The organism is Nostoc sp. DedQUE07, from assembly GCF_034530975.2.
Taxonomy (GTDB): Bacteria; Cyanobacteriota; Cyanobacteriia; order Cyanobacteriales; family Nostocaceae; genus Nostoc.
Genome location: NZ_JAVRCC020000009.1, coordinates 195,524 through 221,781, shown reverse-complemented (window position 1 = coordinate 221,781; position 26,258 = coordinate 195,524). Strand labels below are relative to the sequence as shown.

19 protein-coding genes and 1 pseudogene are annotated in these 26,258 nt (G+C 41.0%); 11 read left to right on the top strand and 9 right to left on the bottom strand.

Annotated elements, in window-relative coordinates; translation table 11 throughout:
- Nucleotides 1-306: 306 nt before the first annotated feature.
- The 4 genes from RMZ95_RS10655 (at nt 307) to RMZ95_RS10640 (ending at nt 3,032) form a co-directional block, all read left to right on the top strand.
- Nucleotides 307-1,164, top strand: coding sequence for a nitrate ABC transporter ATP-binding protein (locus RMZ95_RS10655; protein ID WP_322675473.1), 858 nt, complete (start codon nt 307-309; stop codon nt 1,162-1,164).
- 345 nt (nt 1,165-1,509) lie between these two features.
- Nucleotides 1,510-1,992, top strand: coding sequence for a YbjN domain-containing protein (locus RMZ95_RS10650; RefSeq protein WP_322675472.1), 483 nt, complete (start codon nt 1,510-1,512; stop codon nt 1,990-1,992).
- Between the two features lie 206 nt (nt 1,993-2,198).
- On the top strand, nt 2,199-2,429 hold the full coding sequence (locus tag RMZ95_RS10645) for a hypothetical protein (protein WP_322685995.1): 231 nt from the start codon (nt 2,199-2,201) through the stop codon (nt 2,427-2,429).
- A gap of 252 nt (nt 2,430-2,681) precedes the next feature.
- On the top strand, nt 2,682-3,032 hold the full coding sequence (locus RMZ95_RS10640; protein WP_322675471.1) for a hypothetical protein: 351 nt from the start codon (nt 2,682-2,684) through the stop codon (nt 3,030-3,032).
- Between the two features lie 65 nt (nt 3,033-3,097).
- Here RMZ95_RS10640 and RMZ95_RS10635 read toward each other — a convergent pair whose 3' ends face one another.
- A complete protein-coding gene (locus RMZ95_RS10635; RefSeq protein WP_322675470.1) occupies nt 3,098-4,108 on the bottom strand; it encodes a cyanophycin synthetase in 1,011 nt (336 codons plus the stop codon).
- A 618-nt stretch (nt 4,109-4,726) separates the two neighbouring features.
- Between RMZ95_RS10635 and RMZ95_RS10630 the strand changes: the two genes are divergently transcribed.
- From RMZ95_RS10630 to RMZ95_RS10620, 3 genes are all read left to right on the top strand, one after another.
- Entirely contained in the window at nt 4,727-4,963 is a 237-nt protein-coding gene (locus RMZ95_RS10630) for a hypothetical protein (protein WP_322675469.1), read from the top strand.
- A gap of 606 nt (nt 4,964-5,569) precedes the next feature.
- A complete protein-coding gene (locus RMZ95_RS10625) occupies nt 5,570-9,787 on the top strand; it encodes a PAS domain S-box protein (protein WP_322685996.1) in 4,218 nt (1,405 codons plus the stop codon).
- Nucleotides 9,784-10,752 carry a PleD family two-component system response regulator gene (locus tag RMZ95_RS10620; RefSeq protein WP_322685997.1) on the top strand — a complete coding sequence of 323 codons (969 nt, stop codon included), beginning with the start codon at nt 9,784-9,786 and terminating at the stop codon, nt 10,750-10,752. The genes RMZ95_RS10625 and RMZ95_RS10620 overlap by 4 nt, the downstream gene beginning before the upstream one ends.
- A 63-nt stretch (nt 10,753-10,815) precedes the next feature.
- Here the strand turns inward: RMZ95_RS10620 and RMZ95_RS10615 are convergent, their stop codons facing one another.
- Nucleotides 10,816-11,952 carry a cob(I)yrinic acid a,c-diamide adenosyltransferase gene (locus RMZ95_RS10615; protein WP_322675466.1) on the bottom strand — a complete coding sequence of 379 codons (1,137 nt, stop codon included), beginning with the start codon at nt 11,950-11,952 and terminating at the stop codon, nt 10,816-10,818.
- A 366-nt stretch (nt 11,953-12,318) separates the two neighbouring features.
- Between RMZ95_RS10615 and fraC the strand changes: the two genes are divergently transcribed.
- The 3 genes from fraC (at nt 12,319) to RMZ95_RS10600 (ending at nt 14,885) form a co-directional block, all read left to right on the top strand.
- Nucleotides 12,319-12,858 (top strand): filament integrity protein FraC, encoded by a 540-nt coding sequence (gene fraC / locus RMZ95_RS10610; RefSeq protein WP_322675465.1) that lies wholly within the window; start codon nt 12,319-12,321, stop codon nt 12,856-12,858.
- Between the two features lie 60 nt (nt 12,859-12,918).
- The gene (fraD, locus tag RMZ95_RS10605; protein ID WP_322675464.1) at nt 12,919-13,926 is read left to right on the top strand and encodes a septal junction protein FraD; all 1,008 of its coding nucleotides are present in this window, start codon (nt 12,919-12,921) and stop codon (nt 13,924-13,926) included.
- A 179-nt stretch (nt 13,927-14,105) separates the two neighbouring features.
- Complete coding sequence (locus RMZ95_RS10600) at nt 14,106-14,885, top strand: ABC transporter permease (protein WP_322675463.1); 780 nt, start codon at nt 14,106-14,108, stop codon at nt 14,883-14,885.
- A 405-nt stretch (nt 14,886-15,290) separates the two neighbouring features.
- Here the strand turns inward: RMZ95_RS10600 and RMZ95_RS10595 are convergent, their stop codons facing one another.
- The 7 genes and pseudogenes from RMZ95_RS10595 to RMZ95_RS10565 form a co-directional block, all read right to left on the bottom strand.
- Entirely contained in the window at nt 15,291-17,906 is a 2,616-nt protein-coding gene (locus tag RMZ95_RS10595) for a hypothetical protein (protein ID WP_409882369.1), read from the bottom strand.
- 43 nt (nt 17,907-17,949) lie between these two features.
- Nucleotides 17,950-18,192, bottom strand: a complete 243-nt coding sequence (locus RMZ95_RS10590) for a hypothetical protein (RefSeq protein ID WP_409882367.1) — start codon at nt 18,190-18,192, stop codon at nt 17,950-17,952.
- Between the two features lie 627 nt (nt 18,193-18,819).
- Nucleotides 18,820-19,476, bottom strand: coding sequence for a pentapeptide repeat-containing protein (locus RMZ95_RS10585; protein ID WP_322686734.1), 657 nt, complete (start codon nt 19,474-19,476; stop codon nt 18,820-18,822).
- Between the two features lie 638 nt (nt 19,477-20,114).
- Nucleotides 20,115-21,893 (bottom strand): asparagine synthetase B family protein, encoded by a 1,779-nt coding sequence (locus RMZ95_RS10580; RefSeq protein WP_322686735.1) that lies wholly within the window; start codon nt 21,891-21,893, stop codon nt 20,115-20,117.
- A gap of 200 nt (nt 21,894-22,093) precedes the next feature.
- Nucleotides 22,094-22,402, bottom strand: coding sequence for a HigA family addiction module antitoxin (locus tag RMZ95_RS10575; RefSeq protein WP_322686736.1), 309 nt, complete (start codon nt 22,400-22,402; stop codon nt 22,094-22,096).
- A gap of 15 nt (nt 22,403-22,417) precedes the next feature.
- Nucleotides 22,418-22,702 (bottom strand): annotated as a pseudogene (locus RMZ95_RS10570) (type II toxin-antitoxin system RelE/ParE family toxin).
- 147 nt (nt 22,703-22,849) lie between these two features.
- Entirely contained in the window at nt 22,850-23,731 is an 882-nt protein-coding gene (locus RMZ95_RS10565; protein ID WP_322686918.1) for a 4-hydroxybenzoate solanesyltransferase, read from the bottom strand.
- Between the two features lie 490 nt (nt 23,732-24,221).
- Here RMZ95_RS10565 and RMZ95_RS10560 point away from each other — a divergent pair, with 490 nt between their 5' ends.
- Nucleotides 24,222-25,871 (top strand): Ppx/GppA phosphatase family protein, encoded by a 1,650-nt coding sequence (locus RMZ95_RS10560; protein ID WP_322686737.1) that lies wholly within the window; start codon nt 24,222-24,224, stop codon nt 25,869-25,871.
- The last annotated feature ends 387 nt before the right edge of the window (nt 25,872-26,258 follow it).

Genomic DNA, 26,258 nt, shown 5'->3' with positions numbered 1-26,258 from the left:
ATTTGAACTGGATGAATCCACCTTTTTACTCCGTTAACGAGTATTTGAACTGGATGAATCCACCTTTTTACTCCGTTAACGAGTATTTGAACCGGATGAATCCACCTTTTATCTCCGTTAACGATCTGACTTTTTACATCATCTGAAAAAACCAGCAAAAGACCTAACCCCTTACCCCCTTCCCTACAAGGGAAGGGGAAAAATTCAAAGTCTCTCTCCTTTGAAGAGAGAGATTTAGAGAGAGGTCAGAATATTCATTTGCACATCGCCTACATTAAGCTTTTTAATCTCCAAATACCAAATACCATGCAAAACCGCAACTCAACAGCTACAAACACACTAGAAAAACCATTCGCCACTACAAGCACCAGTCGCAGACCTTTCCTAGAAATTAAAGACGTTACCAAAGTTTATCCGACAAAGAAAGGCCCCTTCACTGTACTCGACGGCGTTAACCTCAACGTCGAACAGGGGGAGTTTATTTGCGTCATCGGCCACTCTGGCTGTGGCAAATCGACGCTGTTAAATATGGTATCCGGTTTTAACTTTCCCACCTCCGGGCAAGTGTTACTCGAAGGAGAACCCATTACCAAACCAGGCCCAGACAGGATGGTTGTCTTCCAAAACTACGCCTTGCTACCGTGGCGGACTGCTTTTGAAAACATCTACTTAGCTGTTAACGCCGTTTATCCCAATAAACCACAAGCTGAAAAAAGAGCGATCGTCCGCGATCATTTGGCAATGGTGGGACTGGCTGATGCAATGGAAAAGAAACCAATGCAAATGTCCGGCGGGATGAGACAAAGAGTTTCTATCGCCCGTGCTTTGGCAATTCGTCCAAAAGTCTTAATTTTAGATGAACCTTTTGGGGCGCTGGATGCGATTACCAAAGAAGAATTACAAGAAGAATTGCTCAAAATTTGGGGCGATAACCGTTGTACAGTGCTGATGATTACCCACGACATCGACGAGGCACTATTTTTAGCAGACAAATTGGTAATGATGACCAATGGCCCCCACGCGAAAATTGGTGAAGTTATGGAAATTCCTTTTTCTCGTCCGCGCGATCGCAGCCGCATCATGGAAGATCCCCAATATTACCAACTGCGTAACTATGCCCTAGACTTCCTCTTTAACCGCTTTGCCCATGATGATGTAGGTTAAGCGCGATCGTCATTAGACCTGCCTTAAAAATAGGGACTGGGGACTGTGGGAAGAGATATTTTTATTGTTCCTTGTGAGTTCCACTCATGAAGTCTCTTGCAAAAATATATTTTTGCACTCTTAGGGAAAAAGAAAAAGGTTAAAGGGAAAGGATTTTGAGTTTCTTTTCCCTTTCCCCTTTGCCCCGACAAATGCCAGGAAGTCTATTCTCATTTTTGCAAAATAGTACCAGATGGTAGCGGGAAGAACCATGCAATCAGTAGGGGCAATTCATGGATTGCCCTTACAACTACCTCTACAAGTTATAAAGTATGTGTAGAGCGAGTATGTTGAGAAAAAATCTGTATGACCAGCTACCCAGAAACCCTAACTAGTAATAACGAATCCGTTAATGCTTTAATCGGCGAGACGACGAGCATTAACCATCTTGAGGTAATTGAAAATGTCATCGACTCTTTGGAACAAGATGATAGTGCGATGGTTAGCCACACTCCAGAGGGTGGTTATCTCTGGAAGTTTAAGTATGGAAGCGTGGAAGTATTTGTCCAACTCAACGGCACAACCGATGAAGACACAATAACGGTTTGGTCTGCGGTGCTAAATTTACCTGCCAAAGATGAACCTAAGTTGATGCGGTATCTTTTGGAGTTGAACTGCTCTAGTACTTTTGAAGCGCGTTTCGGTATTATTGAAAACCGAGTGGTTGTAATATCGACACGCACCTTAGCAGAGTTATCTCCTGGCGAAGTGTCTCGGCTAATTACCATTGTGGCAACGATCGCTGATAATAACGATGAAGCCTTACAATCTGAATTTGGTGCGGCTTAAGGAATTTTAGATTTTGATTGGGCTATTGCTACATCCGATGTATAGCAATCCGGTTTGGGGAAATCTGCAAAGACTTTTTTCTGTGTACCAATTAAAAAGCGCCTGGGAGTGTTGCCGTGTTTCCACCCCAGGCGCTTTTTATTTTTAACTTGCTCCTCACACAATTAGATAGTATCACTGCTTCAATCAAAAGGCCAGTCTAGTAAGTGACACTTTTAGAACTGACTGCCAATTTAATTTGGGTTTATATTTCTTTGACTCGATCCTATCTGCATTTTGGGTGCGATCGCTCCAGAAAGGCGGTTTGCTTGACAGACGCGATCGCATCCACGTTATGTGTTGGCTTACTGATTTCATTACACAGCCGCTTTATTGGTAATCACCAGCCCTCAAAAGGTGAGTTAGGGAGGATCGAGGCTTTACAAGTCGTAACATAACTAATTAAATAATTATTAAAAATATATGCATCCTTTAATTAATGCCTGAAACTTTTTAGTAATCAATCAAACTCTCAAATAAATATTAGCACTCAATGCTTGTAAGTGCTAATTTATAGTTGAAGTTTAACGCCTATGATATAGACCAAAACTACACTTTTTGTAGATGCTTTAGTTCCTTTCCAGATATTATTTTAGAAATAGAAAAAACTAAATATTTCCTGTCAGTAATATAAAATTGGGAGTAGTGGCATGAAATACACTTTTGATATTGTAGGAATATCTCCACTTTTGCAGTTTTTTAATCAGCAACAGCAAAACGAGCAAAAACCACCCCACCAAGGTGTGGAATACTTGGGAATGCATACGTGTACGCTAGATACATTTTTAGAATCGGTAGAATCAGTTCCAGCAAAGTGGGATTGGAATTTGGATCAAGTGGTAGATACCGTGATTCAGTTTTGGTTGAATAACTCAGACAGTATTCGTTATTGGAAAGTGCGTTTAAATGATGCTGGTAAGGATAATTTACTAGTCACAAGGTTGGCGGATATAACCGCCTTACAAGCTGAATTTGAATCCCTGCTAAATAAGGAGTGGTGAAGAAATCGTTAGAATTGAAAAATAATTCAGGAGGGGAGCAACCTCTGCTTTGCCTCCAGTCAAAATCAATTATTTACTCTGTTATTCTCGTTCTCAAGTATTTTGAGAACTTGGAGATATAAATTTTCGACTCTTTTTGTCTGAACTTCACCAAATGACGCATAGTGAGTTAAGCTAGGAGCGCCATTTACTTCAATAATTGTATAATCTTCCATTGGTGAGGTTATATCACTAGCAAGAATATCCACACCTGATAATCTCAACTCCATATCTTTTGTAATATTTACTGCTAATTTTTTAAAATCAGGATGGATATTATCAGTGAAATCTATTGCCTCACCTCCAGTTGATAAATTTGCATTATCTAAAAGATAAACTATATTATTCTTAGGTATAACATTACTAAAATTTAGCTTCTGTCTTCGCAAGTTTTTTTGGATTCTGTAATCTTCAAAATCTATAATTTCTTGTCTACCATTTTTGATAAAAGTTTCCTGCTTCTGTTGCATAAGTTGCAAAACAGTAGATTGACCATCTCCGACGATCGATAAAGGAATTCTTTGATATGCCGAAATTACTTCATCATCAAGTACTACGATTCTATAATCATTGCCACTATAGAATCGCTCAACAATAAATCCTGAGATTTTTTGCAAGATTTTTTTAGCTACTTGGTAATATTCTTGTTTATTGTAAACCTTGGTAACAAACATTCCTTGGCTAAGATTGATCGGCTTGACAATTACAGGAAATCCCAACTCCTGAGCATAATAAAATCCTGCATCTATATTTCTAGAATTAGCTATCTCTTCGCATAATTCGTCACTAAAAAACGTTTTTCCTTCAGTAACCTTATAGCCAAATTTATTCAAAAAAAAGTTTGAAACTGCTTTGTCTTTAGCAATTGCCACTGAGCCAAAAGAATTAATACTAAACCTGGTATTACGAAAAAAGGTTTTATTGCCGTTTTTAAATGTAATCAATCCCATAAAAGTGCATTCTGGGTCTATTAAAACTACTGCTTCTATTTCCTCTGCTATTTTTTGAATTATTGATGTTAAAAATGGTGTTTTCATTATCGATAACCATAATTTCGTCGAAAAGATTTTAACTATTTTGTGACAATTAGTCAAGAATTGTCAATTTCAACAATTGCACTATGCTTTGTCCCTAAAACTCTAGTCAAAAGCTGAAGGAAAATTCATTTTTGAATATTTCAATAAACTCTGAAAATTTAATTATTCTCAACTAACTATAAAAAATGTAAATGCCTGCAATGTAGCTTTACTAATCACACTATGGAAAAATTAAGAGTGTGTACGTGCTGATTAATTCTATGTATATTATTCATTTTCTCTTCAGCTTTTAAATAGTATTTTTTCAGACATTAATGTTTGTTTTAGCACTGATGCGGACTTTACTTATGTGTATACATACAAATAATGCAAACCTAATAATTCTCAAACTTTCTGCTAGAACATTGTTGTGTCCTGGAAACAATTGCAACTTAAGGCTTTGAGAGTCATTGCCACCTGAAAATTTGAACTTGATTGGTCTAAAATATAGGCTTCAGTGTTGACAATTTATTAATAATCGAATAACAAGGTGGCAGCAGCATTAAAAAAAGCGTTGGTGCATTCCTACCTAGAAACTAATTAACGCCCTTCATTAAACTTCATACGGTTAACATAATTATGCCAGAAAATACGGATAACAAAACTTCCCAATCAGACAATCAAACTCTTGCGTATAAAGAACGCCTCAATTCTTGGGCGATCGCTCGTCAACTTCCTAATACGCAACGGGAGATTGTTGCTCGCTTCCGCAGCCGTTCTGATGCCGATGGCTATATGCGACACCTTCCTCAAGAAATACCAGATGCTTCCTACATGGTTGTTTTTGATTGTCAACGCCAAGAAGCTGCAATTTAAAGTACAAGCGAATGGCATTAACCCTTGTTTTTAGTCCAATATGCTTGGCTTAAGGGTTATTGGTCTTTCAAGACACGATAAATCAAGACGCGATAAATCGCGTCTCTACAATCTGGTTTTGAATTTTCATTACCCTTTTGTTGCGATCGCAGGCGTAGTCTACTTAAAATTTGCGCGAACCACTATATTTAATTTGCTTTCCAGCAAGAGGCTTAGATCCCCGACTTACTTCAAGAAGTTGGGGATCTTTTGGTTTCTAGTACCTTCTACCATCTCAATTAACGTCAGGCTGTACTACTGAAAATTAGCAGTTCTCATACTAATTTTCGGTGAAGCTGCACATTGTTTTGGCCCCTGCCAACCTTACCAAGGAGATGTGCCGCAGGTGGTGGGATTTTTTACTATGCGTATTCATAAATAAAATAATTGGTATCAAAACAAGTGTAATTATAATTAGAAATGATTAAACTTTTCGTAAAATACATAAACATATTGATATATTAACTAAAAATAAATTCCGTAAATCCCCCCTTGCTACTGATATTTTAGATTACTTAAAAGTAAAAGTTAGTGCAATAAGCCCTGAAAATTCTAGAGAGTTAATAAGTGGAAAAACAGCACCTATATAACTGGTTCAAAGCTGTGAGATTTTTTCGTCAACAAGAATTACTTGCCCTGTTGCTGGGGATTTTCTTCTCAATCTCTGTATTCCTACTCTGGCAGAGACTTTTAATCCAAAATCCGGGATTATCAACACAAGTAGAATTGATTGCAGGGTTATTAGTTATTGTCACGCTAACATTATCAATTTATTTTGCCTTGGCAATGAAAGTAAGAAATCAACAAATAACAGCAATCAATCAGGAGTTAACTCACAGGATTTTTGAACAGAAACAGGTAGAAATTGCCCTGATCGCCAGTGAAAATCGTTTGCGACAGTTGGTGGAAACTGTCAAAGTCATCCCTTGGGAATTGGACTTGAAAACTTGGCGATTTATTTATGTTGGGCCACAAGCGGTAGACTTGCTAAATTATCCGATCGCAGAGTGGTACGAGGAAAATTTTTGGGTTAATCATCTGCATCCAGATGACAAGGAAAAGTCTGTTCGTTTTTGTCAAGAAGCAGCTGCTAGGTGCGAAAATCACGAATTGGAATATCGGATGTTAGCTGCTGATGGGCGAGTTGTTTGGCTGCGAGACATTGTTAGTGTCGTTGAGGAAGCCGGAACTGCAATCGGGCTGAGGGGATTTATGTTTGACATTACTGATTTAAAGCTGGTTGAAGAAACCTTGAGGCTGAGGGAGAGGGCACTTGCCGCTACCAGTAATGGAATTATGATTGCCGATGCCAAAATCGCCTACAATCCCATTATTTACGTTAACCCTGCCTTTGAGCAAATAACAGGCTACAGTGTTACTGATGTAATTGGGCAAAACTGTCGATTTTTGCAACGCACAGATACCCAGCAACCAGCACTTAATGAATTGCGCTCATCTATTCAAGCTGGAAGAAGTTGCAAAGTTGTTCTCCGCAACTATCGCAAAGATGATACTTTGTTTTGGAATGAATTGAGTATTTCTCCGATTCATGATGACAATGGTGAGTTAAGCCACTTCATTGGCATTCAGAGAGATATTAGCGATGTCTACAAAGAGCTTTGCTTACGCAAGCAAGCCGAAGCCAATCTACGTCGGCAAGCTCTCACCTTTGAAAATATGCATGATGGCGTAATTATCACAGATTTAACCGGAAGTATTATTGACTGGAATCCTGCTGCTGAAGGTATGTTTGGCTATACCAAAGCCGAGATTTTAGCTCAACATCCCAGTATTTTGCATCAGCCGGAAGTAGCCGCAACATTAAGCGCCGAAATTTTGTCAACAGTCAACCAGCAAGGACGCTGGTCAGGGGAAATACACTTTATTCGCAAAGATGGCAGTGAGGGAATTTGCGAAACAACCGTAGTCGCTTTACAGGATGAACAGGGGGAAACTGTTGCCACTGTTGGCATCAATCATGACATTACTGAAAACAAACGAGCTAAAGAGGCACTGCAAAGGCAATTACATCGCACCTTACTACTTGAAAAAATTACTCAGGAAATTCGTCAAAGTCTTGATACCAAAAAAATTTTTGAGACAGCTGCTACCCAAATTGGACAAACATTTGCTGCCGATCGCTGTCTGATCCACTCTTACATTTGTAACCCCACACCGCAAATTCCCCTAGTAGCAGAATATAATACACTCCCTGGTTACTGCTCCATATTGAAATTGGAAGTTCCTATGACTAACAATCCCCATGTCGAGCAGATGATGACCCAAGAAAGTGCGATCGCTTCTCCAAATGTCTACGTTGAGCCTTTACTGGAAATGGTTCAGCCTATCTGTCGAGAAATTGGGCTGAAGTCTATGCTGTCAATCCGCACTTCCTATCAAGGAGAACCCAATGGAGCGATCGGTTTACATCAGTGCAGCTATTTTCGCCAATGGACACAAGACGAAATCGAATTACTAGAAGCTGTGGCGGCTCAACTAGGTATTGCTCTAGCACAAGCTCACTTACTGGAACAAGAAACACGCCAACGTGAAGAACTTACCTTGAAAAACTTTGCCTTGGAGCAGGCAAAACGTCAAGCAGAAGCTGCAAATCGGGCCAAAAGTGAGTTTTTGGCAATGATGAGCCATGAAATTCGGACTCCAATGAATGCTGTTATTGCCATGACAGGCCTATTGCTGGATACTCACCTTACACCTCAACAGCAAGACTTTCTGGAAATAGTTCACAGTAGCGGAGATACTTTACTCACCATCATCAACGATATACTAGATTTCTCCAAAATTGAATCGGGCAAACTGGAATTAGAAGAACAGCCTTTTAATTTGAGAGCTTGTGTGGAGGAGGCTATTTCCTTTTTAGCTCCGAAAGCTGCCCAAAAGGATATCGAACTAGTTTATCTGATCCAGCCCCAAGTTCCCATTGAGATCGTCGGTGATTTGACTCGTCTGCGCCAAGTGTTGATGAATCTTCTCAATAATGCGATCAAGTTTACCGAAATCGGAGAAGTATTACTCTCTGTTGAGCTGGGGATTGGGGACTGGCGAGCAGGGGAGCAGAAAAGAAGAAGTACCAGTAAGTCTTTCCCTTCTGCCCCTATGCCCCTCTGCCCCTCTGCCTCTTATGCCCAATCCCCAATACCTGTTGAAAAAGAGCAACTTCTCTACGAAATTCAATTTGCAATCAAAGATACAGGTATTGGTATCGCACCAGAGAAAATAGAGCGATTATTTCAACCTTTCACTCAGGCTGATGTCTCCATGACTCGACGATACGGTGGCACAGGGCTAGGATTGGCGATTAGTAAGCGGCTCAGTAAGATGATGGGCGGCACTCTTTGGGTAGAAAGCCAGGGGTTTGTTGGTGGTAATTCTAGCCCTAGATGGGATAAGAGAAAATTATTATCATTTCCTGACTCTTCACCAGGTTCAACATTTTACTTCACCATTATTACCAAAGTGGCTGCTCAATCAGAACAAGCTGAATTAAGCACTTCAACCCTGCTTGCATCCAAGCGACTATTGATTGTGGATGATAATTTAACCAATCGCCAAATTCTTAGCTTGCAAGCTGAGTCTTGGAAGATGGAAACTTATGCTGCCAAATCTGGAAAAGAAGCTTTAGTTAAACTTGCTCAGGGAACACAGTTTGATATAGCTATTTTAGATATGCAGATGCCGGAAATGGATGGCATAACTCTAGCTCGTCAAATCCGCAAGCAATCTGGTTGTCAAAATCTGCCTTTGGTAATTATGACCTGTTTAGCGAAAGTAGAAACTTTTTCTGATTTTAATGATGTCCAGTTTGCTGCTGCTTTGAGTAAACCCATCAAACACTCTCAACTCTACGATGTTATGACTCGTGTTTTGGGAAATCAGCCGAGGATCGGCAGTATTTCTCATTTTCCCTTGGTAGATCGGCATTTGGGTCATCGACTGCCACTGCGAATTCTTCTGGCAGAGGACACGGTTATTAATCAGAAAGTTGCTCTATTGATGCTACAGAAAATAGGTTATGGCGCTGAGGTCGTCAGCAATGGGCTAGAAGCGATCGCAACTCTGCAAAAACAGCGATTTGACGTAGTGTTGATGGATGTTCATATGCCCAAAATGGATGGGTTAGAAGCAACTCGAAAAATCTGTCAAGAATGGGAGGTGGGTTTTCGTCCTTATATCATCGCCATAACTGCCAATGCCATGCGGGGCGATCGCCAACTTTGTCTTGCTGCTGGTATGGATGACTACATTAGCAAACCCATTCAACTACAAGAGTTAGCTCAGGCACTCAGCAAATGTTCACCCCAAAGAAATTTTGAATTCACTTCCATCGAACAACAAGGGGAAGTAATGGGTCTAGAATTGCAACCTTCGTCAAATATCTTACAGTCAGGGCAAAACCAAATATTAAAAAGTACCAAAATTGATGCCAAAATCCTGCAATCCTTGCAGCTTATGCTTAGAGGAGATCGTGTGGCATTTGCTGAACTAATTGAGTGTTATCTTACAGAGACAGCCAGACTAGTGCAACATATCAGCACAGCGATCGCAACTCAGGATATCCAGACTATATGGCAGACAGCACACAAACTCAAGTCCAGCAGTGCTTCTATTGGAGCGATCGCTTTGGCACACCTTTGCAAGGTGTTAGAAGTACAAGCACGCAGCAGTAACTTAGAAAACAATTTAGAATTACTTTCACTACTGTATCAGGAATATGAACAAGTTAAAACTGCCTTAGAAAAAGAACTCGCGAAGGAAGCACCATGAAAGCCACTACTCAAGAAAGCCAATCTTTAGTTTTAATTGTTGATGATGAACCTTTTATTCGCATGATACTGCGGCATTTCTTAGAGCGGGAAGGCTATCAAATAGTGGAAGCTCAAAATGGCATAGAGGCAATAAATCTTTTTAACCAATTGCACCCTGATATAGTACTCCTTGATGCCATAATGCCGGATATGGATGGATTCGAGTGTTGCACTCAGTTGGAACTTCTGGATTGTAACAAGCATACTCCAGTTTTAATGATTACAGGACTGGAAGATCAAGAGTCAGTTGACCGTGCATTTGCAGTGGGAGCAATGGATTTTGTTACCAAACCGATTCACTGGCCAGTTTTGCGACAACGGGTAAAACGCTTGATTCAGCAATCTCAGTTACAGCAAAAACTAGAAACCATGAATCTGGAATTGCAGCGATTAGTTACTATCGATGGATTAACTCAAGTAGCCAATCGCCGACGGTTTGAAGAGTATTTTTCCCAAGAGTGGCAGCGTCTAAAACGCGAGCAACGTCCGCTTTCTCTGATTCTTTGCGATGTTGATTTTTTCAAATTATATAATGATACCTATGGTCATCGGGTAGGCGATCGCTGTCTTCAAAAAATTGCTCAAGCCATCAAAGATATTATTAAACGTCCCGGAGATTTAGTTGCCCGTTATGGTGGGGAAGAATTTGCTGTGATTTTACCGAACACAGACACTAAGGGGGCGATTCATGTTGCCGACCAAATTTGTCATGCTGTCCGAGCGCTAGCAATTCCCCATCAAAATTCCCAAGTTAGTTCTCATGTAACTATTAGTGTTGGGTTTACGACAGAAATTCCTCAGCCAGATTCTGACTTAGAAGAAATGATTGCCGCAGCGGATCGGGCGTTGTATGAAGCAAAGGCAGCAGGACGCGATCGCTTTGTGCAAAATGTTCTACTACCCGAAAGTACAAATTCCCGCTAATCTGCCAACATTCAGTTATCTGCCCAATGCCCCATGCCCAATGCCCAATGCCCCATGCCCCATTTAAAAATCTACCCCTCGTTTAAGTTCTACGCCTTGATTAGCATAGTGTTTGTGGCAATAAACCTCTGAGTGGACGCTAGCCAAGTCGAAATATGCGGGTGGATTTTGGCAACGGCCAGTGATAATAATTTCGGTATCGCGGGGTTTGCGGAGTAAAGCTTGGACAATGGGTTCAACGGGGAGTAATTCTAAGTCAACGGTGGGATTGAGTTCATCGAGAATAATAGTTTTATACAATCCAGAGGCGATCGCAACTTTTGCAATTTCCCAACCTCGTTCGGCTTCTACATAATCTAATTCTTGTCGGGAATTTCGCCAGACGATCGCATCTCCACCGCAACGCTGATGATCCACTACTTCTGGATATGACTGCTGCAAAGCGGCGATCGCGGCGTCTTCTGTATAGCCGCTACCACCTTTAAGCCACTGCATAATCAATACACGGGTAGACCCTGGATGATTAATTCCTCTACCAATTGCCTGCAAAGCTTTGCCCAAAGCACTAGTAGACTTACCTTTACCAGCACCAGTATAAATTTCAATCCCTTCCAGGAAGAGAGCTTTGGCTGTTGGGTGGTGATGAGGTTTCATTTCTGAGTGCAAATCTGCAATATCGAGCAATTTTTGCGGTGCGGCGCGTCCAGTGGCGATGATTTCCAACTCTTGGGGTTTGGATTTTAATGTCTTTACCACTTCATCCACTGGTAGCAAACCCAAATCCAGAACTGGGTTAATTTCATCTAAGACGACAACTGAATATAAACCACTAGCGATCGCACCTTTGGCGACATCCCAACCTCGCATTGCTTCATCTCGGTCAAAAGTGGTAATTTCCTCATGTCCAAAAAATTCCGCTCTCCCAGTGCGAACCTGGTCAATTAAATGGGGAAACCCGCGTTGTAAAGCTGCGATCGCGCCATCTTCGTCATAATCACGTTCTGGCCCTTTTAAAAACCGCAGCAGTAGAACACGATTAGAATTGCTAGGCGTATTTATTCCCAAGCCAATGGAGCGCAAAACCACTCCCAAAGCCGCTTGAGATTTACCTTTACCCAGACCATCGTAAACGTGAATTTGACCAATAAGCCGTTCTTGACGCACTTGCGCCGTCCGAATCCCAATACCGTTCCTTGTCATCTCTGGAAAAGCTATAACTATGGCAGTCTTTAATCTTACCTAACCTCTTGTACTCTCAGGTAGAGAAACTGCCCCTCTAACGCCTTTGTACAAGGGTTAGTTCGCTCTATTAACAATATCAATAGACCGGAAAGCAAAAGTTACTTTTGCTTTCCGGTTGGGGAAAGGTTAAAGGGGAAGGAATAATTCCATACCTTTACCCTTTACCCCTTACCCCTTACCCTTTTCCCCACTTCTGGAAGAAGTCTAATAGAGGAATACTGGCACACTCGCATAGTAAAGGACAAGAACAATGGGATAATTTCCCCCATCACCCTTACTATCCCAGTTATACTCACTACAGTTAACCCTTACCCCTAAACATTTATGCTTGACAATTGGATGCTTCCCAGGGTTTTTCCCATTGGTGGATTTCTGTTTGACTTTTTATTTGTACTGATTGCTATCCCCATCGAAGCTTATGTTTTGCATTCTCGACTAAAATTTGACAAAAAAACCAGTACTTTTTATGCAATTTCTATCAATCTGTTTTCTAGCGTAATTGGTTGGTTCATATTTTTTGTATCAGAACCAATGTTGCCAATACAAATAAAATCAGAATTAATTAACTATATGTTTTTTAATAATTTTAAATCACCGAACACACAGCCTTTAATTATTTTAACTGCTTGTATAATTTTTTTTACTACGTTTTTGATGAAGTTTTTCATTTTAAGGGTCTTGTTATTCTCATTAAATGAATCATTTGCTCCCAATGAAGAGGAACCTAAAACATCCCAACGCTTGCAACGGCGTCGTTTTACCACCCTGAATTTCCAAAATACTAATTTAGTTACAACTATACTAATAGCAAACTCTCTAAGCTATACTGCAATAACTATTATTTTATTATTTCGTTCAAAATAGCAAGAAATTACTTGTTTAATTCAGAGAAAAAATATTGATTAATCAGGTGTAAGGAGGAATATGAATACGCTACTAAAAGATGCCTTTGGGGCTTTTAAATTTGTTGAAGGGCTTTATGCGGGAATTAGAAAAATATTAATTCCACCTAAAGCTTATTCTTGGCAGACATTTATTTATTTGAGTATTTTTTCTTGGATACTTTCATATTGTGCCACAGGTTATATCAAAGATGTAATTGCCTTTTTCGGTTGGTTATTTTTAATTGCCGGCACAGCTTGGTATACAACTGAAGATCCTTTGAGGGTTCCTGGTACTTTTATGCCAGTCGGGGCAGTAATCACTGGATTCTTAGTGAGTGTTTTTGCATTTGGAGATCAACGAGATATAATTACACCCAGAACAATCGTTTTTTGGCCGACAATTTCAGCACTAATTACGGCAATACCAGAGTTTATCGAAGGAAATGATACCGATGCAAAAGCTCGCATTCCTAAACCACAAGATCGCCAAAGAATCATAATTTTAGTTGCTAGTAGTATGTTGCTAAGTTGCTGGATTCAGTTTCACTTTGTGACGGATAATTGGTTACGACAATATCCCAGTTTGCAGGCAGATACTTTTAAACATAGTACCTTTGTTCCTAGAACAGAAGAATTAGTAAAAATTCCCAAGAACGGCGTTATCATTCTCCAGAAACTTCAACCAATAGTAGTAGAGCAAATAGCCCAAAGACCTTGGTCAGAAGTAGAAAAATGGTTGCTAGATGCAAAACAGCGGGTAGGAAATCTGGGCAGGGAAATTATTAAAAAGAACCTGAGTAAATATGAAGAGAAGGAACTATGGCGCGTTGAACCACGTGTAGCTAATACTAAGTCTGGATATATATTAGATTTATTAAGTATTTGGATAGGCCCGAGTTCTAACCCACGGGGCTATTACTTAAAAAAATCTTGTCGCATTGAACCAGTTGCAGCAACCAATAATTCCGAGAATAAGATTACAGTTGCAGAAATCGAATGCGATCGCGCCAGTAAATTAATTTCTGGTTCACCACCTCCGCAGCAGTGACGAGTGGGGCAGAGGGGCAAGGGAGGCAGGGGAGGCAGAGGAGCAGGGGAAGCAGAGGAGCAGGGGAGGCAGGGGAGGCAGAGGAGCAGGGGAAGCAGAGGGGAGAATAATAATTTCTGACAAATGACAAATGACCAATGACCAATGACCAATGACAAATGACCAATGACAAATGACAAATGACTATTAACAGAATTTTTGTATTGGCAAAGAATGTGTTTCAGGAAGTGGTACGCGATCGCATCTTATATATTATTGGTTTTTATGCGCTAGTACTTGCCACTGCCTTCCGCGTCCTTCCTGAATTTGCAGCTACGGCTGAAGATAAAATGTTTTTAGACTTTGGGATGGCAGCGATGAATGCCATCGGGTTAATTATTACGATATTTATTGGTACGGGACTAATTAATAAAGAAATTGAAAAACGCACTATTTTAGTATTAATTGCCAAACCCGTTAGTCGCAGCGAAATTATCGTCGGCAAATACTTGGGTTTATCCGCAGTTCTAGCTGTACTTGTTGCCACGATGACAGTAATTTATCTGGTATTTCTGCAAATTGGTAATATTCCTCATCCTACGGCAAGCATTCTAATTGCTGGAATTTTCTTATTTTTGCAGTTGTCATTAATTACTGCCGTGGCTATTACCTTTGGTGTTTTTACTGCTTCTCTGCTAGCGACTGTTTTAACCTTTGCGGTATATTTAATCGGAAATATTACTCAAGATTTAGTACAACTTGGTCGTCTGAGCCGTAACCCTGGTATGGAACGTCTAACTCAAGCTTTGTTTCTTTTCTTACCAGATTTATCTCGATTAGATTTGAAAAATGATGCCGTTTATGGTCTGCAAGCACTACCTGACACTACTGCACTGATTATGAATGCTGGTTATGGCTTACTTTATAGTGCCATGTTGTTAGCGATCGCTATTTTGATCTTTTCACAACGCGAATTTTAGACATTGGGCATTGGGCATTGGGCACAAGAGGCAGAGGGGCAGAGGGGCAGAGGAGCACAGGGGAAAGACTTAGTGCAACTTCTCCCCTGCTCCCCTGCTCCTGGCTATCCAAACTGTATTGTTTACACATCTACAAGGGTTGAGTGCCTTGGCTAGATGCTTTTTGTGCAATAGTTTTCAAGCGAGTTGCTCTGCTTTTACGGATACGTTCACTTTTGCGAACTCCACCAGCCATCTCATATTCGCGGCTATCTTTGCCATATTTAAAGCAATACGCTTGGCTTAAGGCTGAAATCCTTTGTCAAAGTCAATTTTTTTAACAAACCGCCATCTCCCACGGAAAAAGGGAGGAGAGGTCAAAAAAGGGCTTGTTGAACTCACGTTATGTTTACCTGAAAATAGCATTTAAACTTGCACAACAAAATTTGATGCACTCAGAGTTGGCGCACCAATCAGATTTGCAAATAGACCATCACTACCAAAACCAGCCGCACTGCCATTTTGGTTGTAAAATAACTGTCCATTCACAGCGTCGTAGATAATTTTCGCTGTGCTAGTTTCCCCATTAGAAATGATTTGAAAATCACTCTTGTTACTAAAACCTGTTCCAGCATCATAATTATAACTTTCAGGGTAGAACTTTCGTGACCCAATAATCAGGTCGTCAATGCCATCGTTGTTGATGTCCCCTGCATTGCTAACTGAGTAGCCTAAGTGGCCATCTTCTACAACACCGTTAATCGCGAAGCTGTTAGTGCCATTTAGGGAAGAGACGTTGAGGGTACCGCCACTGCCCAGATTCGTTCCCCCAAACACTACATAGCTTTGCCCAGCTTCATATTTGCCGTTGGGTGAGGTACCAATTGCTCCAATAATCAGGTCGTCAATGCCATCGTTGTTGATGTCCCCCGCATTGCTTACTGACTCGCCTGAGAAGTCAGCTCCTGTAATGCCGTTAATGAAAAAGCCATTAGTACCATCCAGAGAAGAGAGGTTGAGGCTGCCGTTACTGCCCAGATTCGTCCCCCCAAACACCACATAGGTTTGCCCAAGATAAGATTTGCCATCCGAATTGGCACTTGGTCCCCAAATAATCAGGTCGTCGATGCCATCGTTGTTGATATCCCCCGCATTGCTGACTGAGCCGTTTAAGAATACACCTTCTTCTACGCCGTTAATCAAAAAGCCATTAGTGCCATTCAAATCAGAGAGGTTGAAGGTGCCGCCACTAGCCAGATTTGTCCCCCCAAACACTACATAGCTTTGCCAAACAGAATCTTTGTCGTAGGGGGAGACACTAGGTGCCCCAATAATCAGGTCGTCAATGCCATCGTTGTTGATGTCCCCTGCATTGCTGACTAAATAGCCTGAAGAGTCACGTGCCGCAATGCCGTTAATTATAAAGCCATTCGTGCCATTCAAGTCAGAGAGGTTGAAGAAAGGGTCAGCACCCGCACTACCGACAAGGGTATCATTGCCTGCACCACCGACAAGGGTATCATTGCCCGCACCACCTCTGAGTATGTCATTGCCATTTTTACCGTCGATGATGTCGTCACCCCCCTGACCATTAACCACATCAGCAGAGTTGTCAAAACCTGTGATGTTATTGTTAAGGTCATTGAGGAAAGTCACCGTGTTCTTGTTGAATAGCGAAGTTTGAGTGGAGTTAGCATCGAACACATCAAAGCTGTCGGCGATGTTGGTTTGCCCATCAAATAGGATATTGCCAAGTGCAGGTTGTGAACCGCTTTCTGGGAGATTATCCAGGTTTTCTAGTTTAAAGTTTTGCAAAGTGACTTTGGTAAAAGCCACTTTTTCAAAAGTCACTTCTAAATTGTTACCATTTTGAGTTAATTGCAGATTTTGGGCAGTTAAACCCGAACCTTTAAATTGTAAGGTGTCAACATTGGCGATCGCCGCCGATGTTGGGGTTGTGTTTTTACCAATGCCACCAAAATCGGCGATAGTGTCATCGCCATCGCCAAGGCGAAACAAAAATTTATCTTCACCGCCATTGCCTTTTATGGTGTCGTCACCAGTTAACCCATTAATGATGTTGTTGCTAGGTGTGCCAAATAAGTTATCTGCATCGGCAGTTCCAGTCAGGTTGGGAGAAGTGTTGCTAGTCGCAATATTTGTCCCCCCAAACACCACATAGCTTTGCCCAGCATTACGGATGCCGTTGGGATTGGCATAAGGTGCCCCAATAATCAGGTCGTCAATGCCATCGTTGTTGATGTCCCCCGCATTGCTGACTGACTTGCCTGAAAAGTCATTTGCTGCAATGCCGTTAATTATAAAGCCATTATTGCCATTTAAGAAGGCGAGGTTGAAGATACCACCACTGCCCAGATTCCTTTCCCCAAACACCACATAGCTTTGCCCAGCATTACGGATGCCGTTGGGTTTGGCAGCCGGTGCGCCAATAATCAGGTCGTCAATGCCATCGTTGTTGATGTCCCCTGCATTCCTGATTGAGATGCCCTCCGAGTTGTCACCTACTGCAATGCCGTTAATCAAAAAGCCATTAGTGCCATCCAGAGAAGAGAGATTGAGGCTGCCGCCACTGCCCAGATTCGTCCTTCCAAACACCACATAGCTTTGCCCAGTATAAGAGTTGCCGTTAGGGTCGGTATATCCCGCGCCAATAATCAGGTCGTCAATGCCATCGTTGTTGATGTCCCCCGCATTGCTGACTGAATAGCTTGATTGGTCAGATTGTGCAATGCCCTTAATCAAAAAGCCATTAGTGCCATTCAAATCAGAGAGGTTGAGGCTACCGCCACTGCCCAGATTCGTCCTTCCAAACACCACATAGCTTTGCCCAATACGATTGTTGCCGTTGGGTCTGGAAGCCGATGCGCCAATAATCAGGTCGTCAATGCCATCGTTGTTGATGTCTCCCGCATTGCTGACTGAAAAGCCTAACTGGTCATATTCTGCAATGCCGTTAATTATAAAGCCATTAGTGCCATTCAAAGAAGCGAGGTTCAGCAGGTTGAATAATGAATTAGCCATGATTTTCTCCTGTGTTTATTTCTTGTTAGTCAGCGAGTGAACTTTAAGGTTCTACGCTTGAACAACAAATTTGGGCTTTATCATTCTTAAATTGACACCAATGGGCAGTGCCGTGCCCTACACCCCTCGGTATAATGTGTACCGCATTAGAATGGGAACAGCTATATCTAATTTTAATTACAATTTGAGCATTGCTAACTACAGAAGAAGCTGTGTTAACTACAGCTTGAGCATTGCTAACTACAGAAGAAGCTGTGTTAACTACAGCTTGAGCATTCATAATCACAAAAGAAGTCGTATTAACTACAGCTTAAGGATTACTTATCATATGAGGAATATTTATAATGAATCCTTAAACTGTATTAACTAAGGCTTCAAGACTTCTCGCTTTGTGCATTTTTAATTCAGAATTGGGTTTTGGGAAAAGGGTAAAGGTTATAAGGTTTTTTCTTTCCCTTTCCTCTTCCCCTTATAGCGGTTCTCAATAGCATGGAATACAGACCTAACAAGAACAGCCCCTTCCCTTCTAGCGTTGGGGAGTAAGATTCAAAGCCTCTCTCCTTTTAGGAGCTACGGTGTACACACAAGTCCTCCTCACCTCCTCTAACTCCCCCGATGCATTGGGGGAGAACCGGATATTTCCCCCCTTGACAAGGGGGGACTAAGGGGGGTAAATCCAGGGTTTGGGCTTCATTACCAAGATGTGTGTACACGGTAGCCTTTTAGGAGAGAGGAATGGAAGTGAGGTCAAAACTGTACTGCATCCAAGCGAGAACTTCTATAACCGAGAAGTACTGGGTTTCAAGTTTACTTATTCTGACTTTTGAATTCTGAATTATGCTGCATCTCGTTTCCATACTCTGCATGGAAACAAAATCACAAGATTATTTCACTTTGGCAGAGCTACTTCTAGCTAAGAAATAACTATCTGAGGTTGCTCAATTGTACCATCAGGCATAATAGTATCTCGTAACTTCGCATAAATCAAATTTGTCTTCCAAAGGTTTGCATTGCTCAAGTTTGCTTTAGTTAAATTTGCCCATGTCAAGTCTGCACTAGTTAAGTTAGCCTCAGTCAAATTAGCTTCTAGTAATTTTGCTCCACATAGCTTGGCTCGTGTGAGATTTGCAAAACTTAAGTTAGCTTCAATCAGCGATGCTTCAATTAATTTGGCTTCACTTAAGTCTGCTTCTCTCAAATCTACATCACATAAAGAAGCACCCCAAAGATTACTACCTATGAATTTTACTCGCCATAAGAATGTTCCGCACAAATTTGCTCGTGTTAAATCAGCATTAGTCAAATTGGCTTCACATAAAGACGCTTCATACAAATTAGCTTCGCGTAAGCTAGCTTGGATCAAATTTGCGCCACTTAAATTAGCACGAGTCAGAACACAGCCAGACAAATTTGCATCACGCAAATCAGCTCCAATTAAATTAATACCACTTAAATCAATTCCTTTCAGGTCGATTCCCCTCAAGTCACATCCACTGAAATCTCGGCGCTGAAAATATTTATTTGTAATTTGACTTAAAATAAATTCCTGTTGTTGAGGATAATTGTTCATGCTATTCACCTCTGGGTGTAATCGATCTCAAAGGTTGAGTGTGTTAGTTACCGCAATACTTCTCAGTTTGTGCATTTTTAATTCGGAATCGGGCTTTGGCAAAAGGTTACTGGGTTTGGATTAAAGGTTTTTTCTTTCCCCTTTCCCCTTTCTTTTTTCCCCTTAACCGAGAAGTATTGGTAGTTACCGTATATTGAGAGTACACCGCAAACGGAGATTAGCTCAGTAAATAATCAAAAATAAATTAAAAGAAAATCGGCAATCACTTGAAAATGCGTTTTTTCAGTGGTTTTTAAAACAAAAAATGCTGACATAAGTCAGGAAATATTCATATAACAAGAGTCGTTTGTCTTTGGTCATTTGTCATTGATACTAATAGACCTCTTGCAAAAATATATTTTTGCACTCTTAGGGAAAAGGTTAAAGGGAAAGGATTTTGAGTTTTTTTCCCCTTTAACCCCGACTTTTGCAATAAGTCTAATGACTTCGATTTCCCTACAGCTTTTTATGAAAAGCCAGGGGATGAGTTAAGATTTCAAATTTCCATCAGTGTTGAGTATTTCTTTTCACTTATTACCCAGCACTGATAGCGAAGGCATAACTCTATTGAGTTATGACGTATCTTTTTGTTGCTTTCACTACTGCGCTTTTTGATTTACTTGTAACCAAATTTCTAGACTAGCAAGCAACCACAGCTTTACTCCATATCGGCTCCAAGTATCTCCTTGATAGTTTAACCAATTACGAATTGGCATCTGGTTTAAGTAAGGAGTGATAGCTGCATTTCGATTGAGCAATAAATCTCTGGCTTCTTGCTGCCAATATTTCCGAAATCCTAGCTGCACTGGTACCATCATCCCACTTTTGGGACGATGAATAATTGTGTCTGGTAAGATATCTGCGATCGCCAAAGACGCACCGTAGGTAATCGCTTGCTTTAAAACTGCTTTTTCTTCCACTCCCGAAAGCTTATACTCTGGAGGTATCTCCATGCTTAACTCTACTATTCGTTGGTCAAACAGAGGAGAACGACCTTGCAAAAGAGCAGCTTGAGTCAAGTTACTGACTTTCGTCAAAATTTGGTCAGCGCCTTTAAATTTAATATTCATTGCCATCAACCGATTCAGATAGCTAGCTTGGGAATATAAATCTTCTGCAAAAACCCAAGGCGCTGTTTGTACTGCTGTCCAAACTTCTGGTTTTAAAAGTTGCGGTAAGTCAACAGCACACTTTTGAAAGGAAATTAAATAAGCTTGCAATGCATCTTGATTGGTGACGGAGCCATATAAACTATTAATTAGCATCGGCTGATTTTTTGGGCCGCCAAAACAAGGGTCGCCACCTTCACCATTTAAAACTACTTCTACGCTTTCTCTCGCCAGTCGTCCCAGCAACAAGTTGGGAACAGTTAATGGGTCGCCAATGGGGTCATCTAAATAAGCCATTGTTTCCGGCAAACGCGACCACATATCCTTAAAAGTAATTTCTAAAATGTGGTGCTGTGTCTGACAATGGGATGCAACGAGACTGGAAAATTCTAACTCATTGGGACATTCCGAACCAAAATGAATCGAGAAGGTGTGGACTGGTGCTTTGTGGAATTTTGCTACTAAAGCAGTGATACTGCTAGAATCCAAACCACCAGAAAGAAAAACGCCAACGGGTTCATTAGCTGGTGGTAAATATTCTTGAACAACTTGCTCTAGAAGTTCTCGCAAGCGATCGCCATGCCATGCTAAGGGTCGATCGCTTGCTATAATCTGTTCTTGAAGCTGCCAATAAGCTGTAACTTTGTAGTCAGGAAATTCTAAAACGGTTCCAGGTCGCAGTTCTCGCACCTGTTCCCAAAGGGTTCTTTCGCCAGGAACAAAAGCACAACAAAGATAATCGCGCAATGCCACCAAATCTAAATCGGATGAACGATGAGGTGCTAAAGTTCTCAGTTGAGGCGCAATCCAACGAACTGAACCAGTAGTAGTGTAATAGAGAGTACGCACACCGATACGATCGCGAACCAATCTCAACACCTGTTTCTCTCTATCCCAAACCACCAACGCAAACATCCCCACAAGTTGGCTAAGACTTTCATTACCCCATCGTTCCCAAAGATTGGCTACCAGTTGCAGAGAACTTCCTTGAAAGCTATCCGGTTCAATTCCCAACTTTTGCAGCAATTGCACTCGGTTAGTTAACCAAACATCACCAACAGCAACAAATCGTCCTCTAGAACTGATTGCTAATTTTTCTGTCGGCAATTCCGAAGTTGTGCGTGGTAAAATTACAGAAATTTTTTCATCTCGCCAAGCTATATCTTCATAATTTGGATCAACTTTTCCCCACGCTACGCGCCAGCTTGGCTTAGTTTTGCTGAATTCGATTTTAGGAGATTTACGATTTTTAAACGCATCAAATAGCATGGGAAATTTTCAACGCATAATCAGTAAGAATCCCACCTCCAACGCACTCGTTGCAAGCGAGGAGGGGGCTATAATGTAACTTATATTTTCTAGTGTATAATTTTAAAAATCCAAGCAAAATACAAGTTTTATAACCATAAAATTTTCCATTCTCCCTCAAATGACGCACCCTAGAAGATTTAAAATTTTGCTTGACAAACTCAGGCTACATCATTAAACGGAAGTTTAGGTATTTGATTGTAAACTTCTGCATTTTCTTCAAGAGCTTGACGTATATCGTATTGCGTTTGTAAATTCAACCAAAACTGAGCGCTACTACCAAAATAGCGAGATAAACACAACGCTGTATCTGCTGTAATACTGCGTTTTCCAGATAAAATTTCACTAATTCGTGTCTGAGCTACACCTATATCTTTGCTTAATCGATGAGGGGTAATATTTAGTGGCTCTAAAAATTCTAGTTGTAGGATTTCCCCAGGGTGAATATTTGGCAGACGGGTGTTATTCATAATTATTGATTTGCATTAGTGGTAATCTACTATTTCAACTTCCAAAGCATTATTCTCATCCGTCCAAACAAAGCAAATTCGCCATTGATCGTTAATACGAATGCTGTACTGCCCTTTCCTGTCGCCAACTAACTTTTCTAAACGATTACCAGGTGGAGAGCACAAATCGCTAATTGACGTTGCAGCCTCAAGGATGAGCAGTTTTCGGAAAGCAGTTTTTTAGATATTGGGCGGATACTGAGAAGATGTAAAGCCGTCAAAGATAAGCTTTGTCTCTTCAGATTTAAAACTAACAATCACAATACTATCGCTTTGCGTTACTATCGTAAAGCGTTAGTATACACTTCAAGGCAACTCGCATTAACTTAATTTGTGTGATGCCAAGTGTGATTCCTGCGAAAAGCTATCTAGCTTTAGAAAAATTACTTCAAAATGCCTCCTGAATTCTTATAAAGATCCAGCAATCATCCCAGCAAGTAAAATAAAACCAATCCACACATTTTGCCGGAACATTTCACCATAAGCAGAATTAGGTAAGTATCGCTCTCTTAATCGCAGAGACTGCCAAACCCATCCGATAGTAGCAACTGCAAGGCTAATCCAGAAAGCTAAGTGCAGATGTATAACTACGCCTAACCAAGACAACAACAAGATTGTGCCAGCAAAGAAAATTCCAATAGCGAGAGGGGCATAATTACCAAAAAAAAGGGCGCTAGAATTAACACCAATGCGGCGATCGTCTTCCTTGTCGCTCATGGCGTAAACTGTATCAAATCCCAATGTCCACAATACAGTTGCGCCCCAAAGCAACCAAGTTGGTTGAGAAATGCTTTGCGTTACCGCACTCCAACTAATCAAAACCCCAAAACCCCAAGCGATGGAAAGCACCAGTTGCGGTACGGGAAACACCCGCTTTGCACCTGGATAAAGCAAAATTACAGGCACTGCTGCCACGCATAACCAGAAACTCAAGGGGTTAAGATAAAAGGCCAAGACTGCTGCACATGCTAGCGAGACGATCGCAACTATAATTCCAACTTTCACAGATAAGGCGCGAGAAGCAAGGGGGCGATCGCGTGTTCTCTCCACTTCTGGATCGATATTCCGATCCCACAAATCGTTGACAACACACCCAGCCGCACTCGTGGCCAGAGTACCCAATATAATCACACCAACCAGAGGTAAAGGCGGTTTTCCTGAAGCTGCCAAAAACACAGCCCAAAGGGCAGGAATCATTAAAATTAACCGCCCTTCTGGTTTATGCCAGCGTAAAAGCCGGATAATTACAAGCCAAATTGGTGACTGGGGGCGTTCTGGTGTCGTTAGCATAGGATTGATTGATGGGGCATTGGGCATTGGGCATTGGGCATTGGGCATTGGGCATTGGGCATTGGGGATTAGTTATTTCTCCCCTTGCTTTTTTACTCCTATTCCTTATTCCCTATTCCCTATGCCCTATTCCCTATGCCCCATTCCCTATTCCCTATGCCCTATTTTTTAATTCACACTTCTTTACATCTATAGAATAACGTTATTTGTTATTTGTAAAAACATAACCCAAAGTGGCAACTTTAAATATCTTTAAATAGTCACTGCGGTTATAAATAGTAGGGTGAATATACATAGCTCAGTTACCCTCGATCGATCTGAGTTGGGAATGCTGAGTATTTTTTAATTTACTCAATATTCAGCACTGGCTCAACGCCCTGCTACCGCTAACAGCACTCAGTCTGAGCAAGTGTGTTGTCATAAATATCAGTGCTAGCTACCCCGACGTATCACCGTTTGACATCATTTCTTAATAAAGAGAGAAAACTAGATGCTGAATTTAGTTTCTAGCTGGGAGAGTATTCCAACTCAACCATCTAAGCAACATCGGATTATTGCTGCCATTGACCTGGGAACAAATTCTCTACACATGGTAGTAGTCAAGATTGACCCTACACTACCAGCTTTCAGCATTATTGCTAAAGAAAAGGAAACCGTAAGGCTTGGCGATCGCAATCTTACCACTGGAGAACTCAAGCCAGAGATAATTGAAAAGGCGATCGCTGCTTTAGGACGCTTTCAAGAAGTTGCCAAAACTATCAACGCTGAAACAATCATCGCTGTGGCAACTAGTGCTGTGCGAGAAGCCCCCAATGGTAAAGCTTTTTTGCACACAATAGAAACGGAGTTGGGTTTAAGCGTTAACTTGATTTCTGGTCAAGAAGAAGCGCGGCGAATTTATCTTGGCGTGCTGTCGGGGATGGAATTTAACAACCAGCCCCACATGATTATTGATATTGGCGGTGGTTCCACAGAATTAATTTTAGGCGATAGTCACCAAGCCCGCATTCTCACCAGTACTAAAGTTGGTGCAGTGCGACTCACTAGCGAGTTAATCACTACTGACCCCATCAGCACCACTGAGTTCCAATATCTGCAAGCTTATGCACGCGGAATGTTGGAACGTTCTGTAGAAGAAATCTTAGCAAACCTAGAGTCTGGGGAATCTCCGCGTTTGGTGGGTACGGCGGGCACAATTGAAACCCTGGCGATGATTCATGCACGGGAAAAGTCGGGTGTTATTCCTTCCACTCTCAATGGCTACCAATTTAGTCTTCAAGACTTGCAAGAGTTGGTAAATCGCTTGCGCAAACTGAGTAATTCCGAAAGGGCTGAAATTCCTGGTATGCCAGAGAAGCGCCCTGAAGTTATCCTCGCTGGTGCAGTCATATTACAGGAAGCAATGACCCTTTTGGGTAGTGAATCGGTAACAGTTTGTGAGCGTTCTCTGAGGGAAGGCGTAATTGTAGACTGGATGTTAACCCACGGTTTAATTGAAGATAAGCTGCGCTATCAAAGTTCAATTCGGGAACGGAATATCCTCAAACTCGCAGATAAATACCATATCAATTTAGAATACAGCGATCGCGTGGCAAAATTTGCCGAGAGTTTATTTGACCAAACTCAAGGTACTCTACATCATTGGGGAACTGATGAACGACAAATGCTGTGGGCAGCTGCAATATTACACAATTGCGGTCATTATATCAGCCATTCGTCTCACCACAAGCACTCTTACTATTTAATTCGCAATGGTGAATTACTTGGTTATACAGAAACCGAGATTGAAATTATTGCCAATTTAGCGCGTTATCATCGCAAATCGCCGCCCAAGAAAAAACATGAAAACTACCAAAATTTGCTGACCAAACAACAACGACAAATTGTTAGTCAATTAAGTGCGATTTTAAGATTGGCAGTAGCATTAGATAGACGACAAATTGGTGCAGTTGCTCAAGTGCAATGTGAGTATTATCCACAACTGAAGCAGGTCAATCTGCTAATTTTTCCATCTCAATCAGATGATGATTGTGCTTTAGAACTTTGGAGCTTAGATTATAAAAAAGGAGTGTTTGAAGAAGAATTTGGAGTGAGATTAGTAGCAAGTTTAGAAAAGTCTAATATTACTAACTTCTCTTAAAAATTAGGGTGCGTTACACTGTGTTAACGCACCTACACATAGCTGATATTTATGGTTGCGATCGCTAATCAGCTTGAGAAGTTAGTTCCAATATAAAAGCTTCAGATAAAAATCAGAAAATTTATCTAATAACTATTAGCATTATATTATACAACAAAAATCTTAATTAAATTTGCCAAGTGTATGAGAATAAAATATATATCTAACTTTGACATCCAACTTAAGGATGAATTTATAACTATCCCAAGAACCATTTAAAAACAAAAAATAGTAGTTAGAATAGACTTAACAATCTATTAAATTTAGGTTATGTTGCTAGTGGATATCTAAGCCGGGAAACTTAGATATCCTTATATAAAATTTCAATAGTTTAATAAGTAATCAAGC

Bases quoted from the DNA above. Each gene is read 5' to 3' on its own strand.
- RMZ95_RS10585 (WP_322686734.1), bottom strand. From the start codon at position 19,476: ATGAACAATTATCCTCAACAACAGGAATTTATTTTAAGTCAAATTACA.
- RMZ95_RS10615 (WP_322675466.1), bottom strand. From the start codon at position 11,952: ATGACAAGGAACGGTATTGGGATTCGGACGGCGCAAGTGCGTCAAGAA.
- RMZ95_RS10595 (WP_409882369.1), bottom strand. From the start codon at position 17,906: ATGGCTAATTCATTATTCAACCTGCTGAACCTCGCTTCTTTGAATGGC.
- RMZ95_RS10560 (WP_322686737.1), top strand. From the start codon at position 24,222: ATGCTGAATTTAGTTTCTAGCTGGGAGAGTATTCCAACTCAACCATCT.
- fraC (WP_322675465.1), top strand. From the start codon at position 12,319: ATGCTTGACAATTGGATGCTTCCCAGGGTTTTTCCCATTGGTGGATTT.
- RMZ95_RS10650 (WP_322675472.1), top strand. From the start codon at position 1,510: ATGACCAGCTACCCAGAAACCCTAACTAGTAATAACGAATCCGTTAAT.
- fraD (WP_322675464.1), top strand. From the start codon at position 12,919: ATGAATACGCTACTAAAAGATGCCTTTGGGGCTTTTAAATTTGTTGAA.
- RMZ95_RS10575 (WP_322686736.1), bottom strand. From the start codon at position 22,402: ATGAATAACACCCGTCTGCCAAATATTCACCCTGGGGAAATCCTACAA.
- RMZ95_RS10640 (WP_322675471.1), top strand. From the start codon at position 2,682: ATGAAATACACTTTTGATATTGTAGGAATATCTCCACTTTTGCAGTTT.
- RMZ95_RS10635 (WP_322675470.1), bottom strand. From the start codon at position 4,108: ATGAAAACACCATTTTTAACATCAATAATTCAAAAAATAGCAGAGGAA.
- RMZ95_RS10655 (WP_322675473.1), top strand. From the start codon at position 307: ATGCAAAACCGCAACTCAACAGCTACAAACACACTAGAAAAACCATTC.
- RMZ95_RS10565 (WP_322686918.1), bottom strand. From the start codon at position 23,731: ATGCTAACGACACCAGAACGCCCCCAGTCACCAATTTGGCTTGTAATT.
- RMZ95_RS10630 (WP_322675469.1), top strand. From the start codon at position 4,727: ATGCCAGAAAATACGGATAACAAAACTTCCCAATCAGACAATCAAACT.
- RMZ95_RS10580 (WP_322686735.1), bottom strand. From the start codon at position 21,893: ATGCTATTTGATGCGTTTAAAAATCGTAAATCTCCTAAAATCGAATTC.
- RMZ95_RS10600 (WP_322675463.1), top strand. From the start codon at position 14,106: ATGACTATTAACAGAATTTTTGTATTGGCAAAGAATGTGTTTCAGGAA.
- RMZ95_RS10620 (WP_322685997.1), top strand. From the start codon at position 9,784: ATGAAAGCCACTACTCAAGAAAGCCAATCTTTAGTTTTAATTGTTGAT.